We start from the raw sequence: 8,338 nt of genomic DNA on the forward strand, positions 1-8,338 counted from the left end.
GCTAATATTGCAACCGTGCGCGGCCGGGTGCAAAGTGCGGCGTTCGCTCCTTTGGGGCTGAACCAAAGTGATTATGATGATCCGCAACGCGTTTCTATGGTCGGCCGTGCCGCTGCTGATCGGGGTCATGACCCTGTCCGCGCGCGCTGGCGGCAAAGTCGTTAACCTTTACAACTGGTCGGACTACTTGGAGCCGTCGATCATCGACGCCTTCACCAGGGAGACGGGCATAAAGGTCGTCTACGACGTCTTTGATTCCAACGAGATCCTCGAGACCAAGCTGCTCACTGGTGGCTCCGGCTACGACGTCGTCGTGCCAAGCGCCAATTTCCTGGCCCGCCAGGTCAAGGCAGGCGTCTTCCGGAAGCTGGACAGGTCGAAGTTGCCCAACATCGCCAACATGTGGGACGTCATCGAGCAGCGCACCGCCAAGTACGACCCGGGCAACCAATATTCGGTGAACTACATGTGGGGCACAGTGGGTTTGGGATACAACACCTCGAAGATCAAAGCCGCGCTTGGTGTCGGCCGGTTTCCAGCTGAACGACGCTCAACGCGAGCGTGACGATCTTGATTTCTACCTCAACCGCAGGCGCCCTCCCGCACAGCGGATTGGTTCTCCGGCCGAAAGCCGACGTGAAAAGGTAGGTGAACCCCCGCCCATAATTTCGATGGCCGACTTAAGGGCCAAGTCGTCATCAAATGCTCTCCGGGCTGTACATATCGAATGGAAACGTTATCCTAAATACCCCGTGATCAGGACCTGCGTTCTTCGCTTTCACCAGAGTTGCAATAGTCTCTGATGCAAAACGCTCTATGGGGTGTGACAGGATCAGCGAAATCGTACCGTCTATCAAAGCAGCCCGCGTGTCTTCAAAGAGTTCATAGCCTACGGTAACAAAGTCTTCACGTTTTGGAGTAGCCCTGAGTGCGGCTATCGCACCTGTAACACCGCCCCCTGAAATGAATAATCCGCACATATCCGGGTGGTCTGTCAGCAGCTTTTCGACATGTTCACGGGCAACCACGGCTGACTCGTAAGTCGGCAAGGGTTCGAGCACCGTGAATCCCGAGTTATGTTCACGGAAGTAAGAACGAAACCCGCTTTCGTTCATTTCCTGGTTTCGCAATCGGTGGCTGCCCACAAGAATCCCTATTTTCCCCGGCGGTCTCACCATTCGGTCAAACGCCCAGGCAGCGGTGCGTCCTACTTTCCAATTATCAAGCCCCACAAAGCTGATGCCTCCCTTGGCCGTGAGGGGGCCGATAAGTGAAACGACCGGCACGCCGCTTTCAAGAACTGCGTCAATTGCGTCAGCAACGGCAGGATGCTGCGGCGCTACAATCGCAAGTGCTTCGCACCGCCCGCCGAGCGACTGGATATGTGCCGCGACTTTCTCCGGCGTGAGGTCTTCCATGTACTCGACTGTCAGATCGATATTGCAGGCAGGATAGGCTTCCGCAGCTTGCGCAATTGAATCGCCGAGTAGGCGATAGAAGCGTCTCTCCCGTCGCTGCAGCAAGACCCCGACACGGTGGATCACCGCTTGCGCCTTCGCCGCCTGCTTTATGGTGCCAAGTCCGTAGAAGCCGATTTCCTCAGCGGCCGCCAAAACGCGAGTGCGCGTATTCCTCCGGACCGATTCAGGCTCGGACAGTACACGATTGACCGTTGACACGGATACACCTGCAGCTTTTGCCAAGTCTGGAATGGTTGGTCTCTTCATGTCAAAAATTCCATCACTCTGGTTTCGGCATCTCAAAAAAAGTCATAAGGGCAAATCTTTGAGACGATTTGAGACGAATTTCTGAAGCGATCATAATCCAGATTGACCTGAAAGATGTCAACGTAGCATTCATTACGCGTTGACGGTGCTCAGCGATCTAGGAGCCGTCAGCGCTTTGGGGGGAGGCCCAGCGCACCATTTGGACGAGGAGGCTCAACATCGTTGTGTTGAGATCGCGGACCTGCGCGTGCCTACCGGGATCGGCCGCACGGCCAAAAAAGGCAAAAAACTATGTCGAGCCGCAGCCATGCGGCTTTAACCTGAGGAGGAATTCGACATGTCGTTCACCAAGAAAATCGCTACCGCAGCCATGGCATTCATGCTGGCATCCAGCGCTCATGCGGGTGACACGGATATCGCCGTCATCGTGGGTTCGGCCCAAGATGGCTTCTGGAACATGGTCAAGAAGGGCGTCGATGATGCTTCGCTGATGGTCAAGGCTAATGGCGGCACCGTCAATTTCATGCAGACCCAAAACTATGACAACTTCGGCCCGGACCTCGCTTCGCTAATCGAACAGGCAGTAGCCCAGGGTGCTAAAGGCATTGCTATCCCGAACTGGCTTCCAGAATCCGAAACGCCTGCCCTCAAGGCTGCGCGGGAGAAGGGCGTGGTGATCATCTCTTTCAACGCTGGCCAGAGTGAGATGGATAATTACGGCTCGCTAAACTATTTCGGGTCGGACGAATATCTGGCAGGTGTTGAGGGTGGGAAGTATCTCGCTTCTCATGGCGCAAAGAAAATCCTTTGCCACATCCAGAACCCAGGTGCCGTAAATCTTGAGACCCGCTGCAAGGGCGTTCAAGACGGTGCGAAGAAAGCTGGCGCAGACACCTTCATCCTCCGTGTTCCTGCTAACCTTGACCAGGACATGAATGGTACGTCTGAAGCAATCAAATCCGAGCTGATCGCCGATCCGTCCATCGACGCCGTCATCACGCTCGCTGCATGGGCTGCAGATGCTGCCGCTAGCTCCATCGAACAGCAGAGCAAGACCGGCAAGATTGAGCTTGGCACCTTTGATATGTCGGCCTCGGTTCTGGATCGCATTTCAAAGGGCACCCAGACCTTCGCAATCGACCAGCAGCCTTATCTGCAGGGGTTCCTCGCAACCTCCATGCTGTTTGCAAACCTGAAGTTCGGCACTGCAATTGCGACGAAGCCGGTTCTGACTGGCCCCGCGATTGTCGACAAGACCAATGTTGCTTCGGCAATCGAAGGCGTCAAACTCGGCGCACGTTGAGGCTGGCCCGAGGCTGAGACCTGGCCGCTAACTCGGCCGGGTCTCATCCATGCTCCCTCTATGCAACTTCGTCTGCGGCAACTGAGGATTTTTCTTCCATGACCGCCACAAACCTGAGAACCCACACCGTTGAAACACCCGCCGTCGAGAGTGAATCGGCCATTTCATCCATCAAGGCCTTTTTTCGCACCCCTGCCGCTGGTGCTTTCATGGGGTTCGTGGCTGTATTCATCCTTTTTGCGATGTTCGGATATAGCCGCAACTTTTTGTCCGTGGCTGGTGTAACTACGTGGGTGAACTTCGCGTCACTCATCGGAATGATTGCAATTCCGGTCGGGTTCCTGATGATCGCCGGCGAACTCGATATTTCAACCGGTGCTGTACTTCCCGCGTCCACGATGACAGTTGCAATTGTCTGCGAGCACTATCAGATGCCTGTGCTTGTTGGTGTAGCTGCAGCGCTTGCCATCGGTGCACTGATCGGCTTCATCAATGGATACATCGTAACCCACACGCGCGTGCCGTCGTTCATCGTGACATTGGCGACGCTCTTTGCAGTGGCAGGCATCACGCTCTACCTGTCGATCTTCTTCATCAACAACACCAATTCCTTCTATCATCCACCAGATTGGGCAAAATCGCTCTTCGGCGGGAAGGTGTATGGCTTCAATTCTTCTGTCTTCTGGTGGGGTGGGCTTGTCGCAGCATTCGTCTTCTTTCTGCATTACTCTCCCAAGGGAAGCTGGGTCTTCGCTCTTGGTGGAGACCAAGAAAGCGCGAGAAACGCAGGTATTCCTGTAACCAAGATGAAGATTGCACTCTTCATGCTGTGTTCCATGTCGGCGACCTTTGCTGGTGTCCTTCAAGTGGTGACATTCAGCTCCGCAACGTCTCAGGCCAATTTTGGCCTAATCTTCAACACCATTATCGCCGTGGTCGTAGGTGGCGTTCTCCTCACGGGTGGTTTTGGTACTGTAATGGGCATTGTCTTCGGGGTGCTCACCCTTTCCATTGTTACCCAAGCTATCGGTTTCACAGAGATCGACAGAAACCTGTCTTTCCTGATTATCGGTGTCATGCTTTTGATCGCTGTCCTGCTCAATGACACGTTTCGTCATTTGGCCACCAGCTGGTCGACCTTCAAGAAGAAATAGGGAGAGCGGCAATGTCCGATAAGAAACCCGTTCTCGAATTTCGAAACGTCGACAAATCTTTTGGCCATATTGATGTTCTGAACGATATCAGCCTCAAGGTCGGTGAAGGTGAAGTGCTCTGCCTGCTTGGCGACAACGGCGCGGGTAAGTCGACGCTCATCAAAACGCTGTCTGGTGTCTATCAGCCGACGCGTGGCGAAATTCTGATGGATGGTCAGCCCGCACTTTTCTCCAGTCCCCGTGAGGCTCAGGAACGCGGGATAGCTACGGTTCACCAATTCGGTGGGACATATCCATTGATGTCCATAGGACGTAACTTTTTCATGGGTTCGGAGCCGACAAAGGGTTGGGGACCGTTCAAATATTTCGACCGCAAAACCGCCGCCCAAGTGGCAGTTGCAGAGATTCAGAAAATGGGGATCACACGCATCACCGACGGTAATCGTTTGGTCGGTGGCCTTTCCGGAGGGGAACGCCAGTCGCTCGCGATTGCCCGTGCTGTCTATTTCGGAGCTCGTGTTCTCATTCTTGACGAGCCGACGGCAGCCCTCGGCGTCAAGCAGGCTGCTCACGTACTGCGTATCGTCAATGAAGCTAAGCGTCGTGGCCTGGCGGTCATTTTCATCACCCATCAGGTGATGCATGCCATGGCGGTGGGCGATCACTTCACAGTGCTCATTCGTGGTGCAATTGCAGCTGACTTCCGCAAGGGGGAAAAGACACGCGAGCAGATCGCTGATCTGATGGCCGGTGGTGAATCCATGGCGAGTCTCGAAGCCTCTATTGAAGGCTATATGGAGACCCATGACGGTCTTCCGCCACCCCCCGCTCACTGAGCGAATATGGGCATAGCCGCCAAGTAGCGGAATTTGTTGAATGGAAAGCGGTTGGGCTTTGTGCCAACCGAACGCAAGGAGTTTGTCCAATGGTGCGTGTAGCAGTCATTGGTGCAGGGCTGATGGGCGCTGACCACGCCAGGATCGTCGTGGAGGAAATGCCGGGCGCGAGCCTTCAGGTGGTCTGCGACATGGATGAAGTCCGCGCTCGCAAGGTGGCCGATGCCCATGGTGCGGCAGACGTTGCAAGTAATCCGGAAGCCGTGATTGCCCGTGCGGATGTGGATGCGGTGATCGTCGCGAGCCCGGACTTCACTCATGCGCCTCTGTCACTCGCCTGCATCAGCGCGGGAAAGAAGGTGCTCTGCGAAAAGCCCCTATCGCAGTCCCCGGCAGAATGCCTCTTGGTCATGCAGGCCGAACAGGAATCTGGTCAAAAGTTCGTCCAGCTCGGCTTCATGCGGCGCTACGACCAGTCCTATGTCGAGATGAAAAAGGCAATTGAAAATGGCACGCTTGGCCGAGCCCTGATGATGCACAACTTCCACCGCAATGTGGAAATGCCGGCCTCCGACTTCACCGGCGCCATGGCAATCACCAATTCCGCCCCGCATGAGTTCGACGTCGTGCGCCATCTACTTGGCACCGAATATGCCTGGATATCTGCCTTCCAGCCGAAGCGCTCTGATCGACGCGTCGCGCCCGTCTTTATGGTGCTCGAAACCGTCGATGGCCAGCTCGTCAACATCGAGATCAACAACAACGCTGCGTACGGCTACGACGTTCGTGCCGAACTCGTGGGCGAGCAGGCGAGCATTTCCATGAGCCATGTCGCTTATACCCATCTCGAACGCTCGCTTGGCGTCCACACCGGCTACGATGCTGATTGGCGAACCCGCTATTTCGATGCCTATCGCCGCCAGAACCGCGCCTTCCTACGCTTCGTCGACACGGACGTGTTTCCCGAGATCGCGTCAAGCTGCTGGGATGGCTATGCCGCAGCAGTTGCCGCCGAGGCAGGCGTAACGGCACTCGCTTCCGGGCAGAAGCAGGTCGTCACCATGATTTCCAAGCCGGAGTTCTACGCATGAAACTGGGTTTCGTATCCGACAGCCTCGGCGGCATGCCGCTCGAAGACCTTCTCGACAACGCTGTCCGCCTGGGCGTCTCCGGTATAGAGGTCAACACCTGCGGCTGGTCGACCGCACCGCATTTCGATCTCAGGTCCATGGTAGGGAATAAGGCCGCGCAGAAGGACTTCCTCAAGGGCTTTTCAGATCGGGGGCTTGAGGTGATCAGCCTCAATGCCAATGGCAATCCGCTTCACCCGGCCGATCCGGCCCAGGGCGAAGGTCTGAAGAACACCATCCGGGTCGCGGGCGAGATGGGCATCAAGACGGTCTGCACCATGTCTGGCCTGCCCGCGGGCAATCCGTCCGATACCATGCCAAACTGGGTCGTCTCTTCCTGGCCGCCGGAAACGCAGGGGATCCTCAAATATCAGTGGGAAGAAAAACTCTTCCCGTTCTGGACCGAGATCGTGGCACTGGCAAATGAATGCGGTGTGGAAAGGATTGCGCTCGAACTGCATGGAAACCAGTGCGTTTACAACGTGCCGTCGCTCCTGAAACTCCGCCAGCAGGTGGGCCCGATCGTCGGTGCAAACCTCGATCCCTCGCATCTGTTCTGGATGGGGGCCGATCCGCTGATAGCAGCCGAGGCATTAGGTGAGGCCGTCTATCACGTCCACGCCAAGGACACATTCCTAAACGCCCCGAAGCAGGCGGTGGCAAGCCTCCTCGAAAACGGCAGTCTTACCGATATTCCGGCCCGCTCCTGGTCCTACATCACGCTCGGCTTCGGCCACGGCGAGGAATGGTGGCGGCAGTTCTGCTATCGCCTGAAGATGGCAGGGTATGACGGATGGCTCTCCATCGAGCATGAGGACGTGCTTCTCAACTCGCTTGAGGGTCTCGAAAAATCCGTGGTCCTTCTCAAGGCTGTCATGCCGGTTGCACCGGCCGATTTCAAACTTCAGGAAATCTGAGATGAGCTTCCAACTTGCCGCTTGTGCCGAAATGCTCTGGCGCGACAAACCAATCGAATGGCGTGCGAGTCGCCTGAAGGAGATGGGCTTCGGCGTCGGCCTCTGGAACTGGCCCGCCTGGAACCTCGAGGCGCTGGAAAAAACCGGTGCCACCTTCACCATCATGAATGGCTATCTCGAGGGCCGGCTGACCGATGCGGAAGGCTGCGAAATGCTTCTGGCGTCTGCCACGGAAACAGCGAAGGTCGGCAAGCGGCTCGGTGTCCATCGCCTCAATCTGCATGGCACAGGGCTTGGCGACATGGGCATTCCGATCCCGAAGATCGGTGCCTTTGCGCCGGGTATGGAACAGCGGGCGCGGCGATACGCTGAACCGCGTCTGCGATCTCGCAGAAGCCGAAGGTCAGGTCTTCACGTTGGAAAACCTCAATCCAATCGATCATCCCGGCTGCCCCTTCGGCTCGACGGCAGACGTGCTTGCGCTCGTTGCAGCCGTCAACCGCCCGCAACTGCGAATTAACCTCGATCTCTATCATACCCAGGTCGGTGAAGGTGATCTTATCCGCTGGTGTGAGGCCTGCCTGCCCTGGATCGGGGAAGTTCAGGTGGCTGATAATCCCGGCCGTTGCGAGCCGGGCACGGGCGAAGTGAACTGGCATGGCGTCGCAAAAGCCCTGAAATCCATGGACTACGCGGGGCCGGTCGGTATGGAAGCCTTTGCCTCCGGTGATCCGGAAGCTGCACTCGAAGCCTTCCGCACCGCTTTCACTACCTGATGTTGTTTTCTTAAGAGGATCAACCTCATCATCCTGAACGTCGGCCTTTTGGGTGCATTGCCGGCGTCCATGCCACCGCCATTTCCACCACTCCCGGCGGGCGCCTTGCGGCTGTCTTCCACCGTAGATCGCGGAGGTCTTCACCGTTCAGATCTTGCGACAGCAACGATCATCACCCAGCCAACTTCGAGCTTGTTTGCGATGGCTGCTCCACGCAGTTTCGCCCTGACACCGGACAGTCCGCTCTTGATGCGGTGGACGGCTCTCCTCCCTTCCTGCGGTATGATCGCGGGATTAGAGCTGGAGGAGCGCTATGATGAGCAACGTTGCGACAATCGGTCTGGATATTGCGAAGTCCGTGTTTCAAGTCCACGGCGTGGATGCGGCTGGTGAGGTTGCAGTTCGCAGGAAGTTGACGCGTGGGCGCGTGCTGCCGTTCTTTGAGAGCCTGCCGCGTTGCCTGGTCGGAATCGAAGCCTGCAGTTCGTCGCATTA

At 56.6% G+C, this 8,338-nt stretch carries 6 protein-coding genes and 3 pseudogenes; 8 read left to right on the forward strand and 1 reads right to left on the reverse strand.

The features are described 5' to 3' along the window. Positions 1-76: 76 nt before the first annotated feature. Positions 77-538: pseudogene (locus tag AC1D05_RS34850) on the forward strand (extracellular solute-binding protein); the annotation flags it as partial. Between the two features lie 160 nt (positions 539-698). On the opposite strand, the gene AC1D05_RS34855 reads toward AC1D05_RS34850, so the two are convergent. Beyond that, positions 699-1,727, reverse strand: a complete 1,029-nt coding sequence (locus tag AC1D05_RS34855) for a LacI family DNA-binding transcriptional regulator (RefSeq protein ID WP_477447429.1) — start codon at positions 1,725-1,727, stop codon at positions 699-701. A gap of 337 nt (positions 1,728-2,064) precedes the next feature. Between AC1D05_RS34855 and AC1D05_RS34860 the strand changes: the two genes are divergently transcribed. From AC1D05_RS34860 to AC1D05_RS34890, 7 genes and pseudogenes are all read left to right on the forward strand, one after another. Then, the gene (locus AC1D05_RS34860; protein WP_477447431.1) at positions 2,065-3,030 is read left to right on the forward strand and encodes a substrate-binding domain-containing protein; all 966 of its coding nucleotides are present in this window, start codon (positions 2,065-2,067) and stop codon (positions 3,028-3,030) included. A 98-nt stretch (positions 3,031-3,128) separates the two neighbouring features. Then, the gene (locus AC1D05_RS34865) at positions 3,129-4,184 is read left to right on the forward strand and encodes an ABC transporter permease (RefSeq protein ID WP_477447433.1); all 1,056 of its coding nucleotides are present in this window, start codon (positions 3,129-3,131) and stop codon (positions 4,182-4,184) included. 11 nt (positions 4,185-4,195) lie between these two features. Next, the gene (locus AC1D05_RS34870) at positions 4,196-5,020 is read left to right on the forward strand and encodes an ATP-binding cassette domain-containing protein (protein ID WP_477447435.1); all 825 of its coding nucleotides are present in this window, start codon (positions 4,196-4,198) and stop codon (positions 5,018-5,020) included. A gap of 89 nt (positions 5,021-5,109) precedes the next feature. Next, complete coding sequence (locus AC1D05_RS34875) at positions 5,110-6,111, forward strand: Gfo/Idh/MocA family oxidoreductase (RefSeq protein WP_477447437.1); 1,002 nt, start codon at positions 5,110-5,112, stop codon at positions 6,109-6,111. Next, a complete protein-coding gene (locus AC1D05_RS34880; protein WP_477447439.1) occupies positions 6,108-7,067 on the forward strand; it encodes a sugar phosphate isomerase/epimerase family protein in 960 nt (319 codons plus the stop codon). Before AC1D05_RS34875 ends, AC1D05_RS34880 begins: the two co-directional genes overlap by 4 nt. 1 nt (position 7,068) lies before the next feature. Further along, a pseudogene (locus AC1D05_RS34885) lies at positions 7,069-7,843 on the forward strand (TIM barrel protein). A 316-nt stretch (positions 7,844-8,159) separates the two neighbouring features. Then, positions 8,160-8,338: pseudogene (locus AC1D05_RS34890) on the forward strand (IS110 family transposase); the annotation flags it as partial.

The organism is Mesorhizobium sp. P2_E9 (assembly GCF_056403815.1).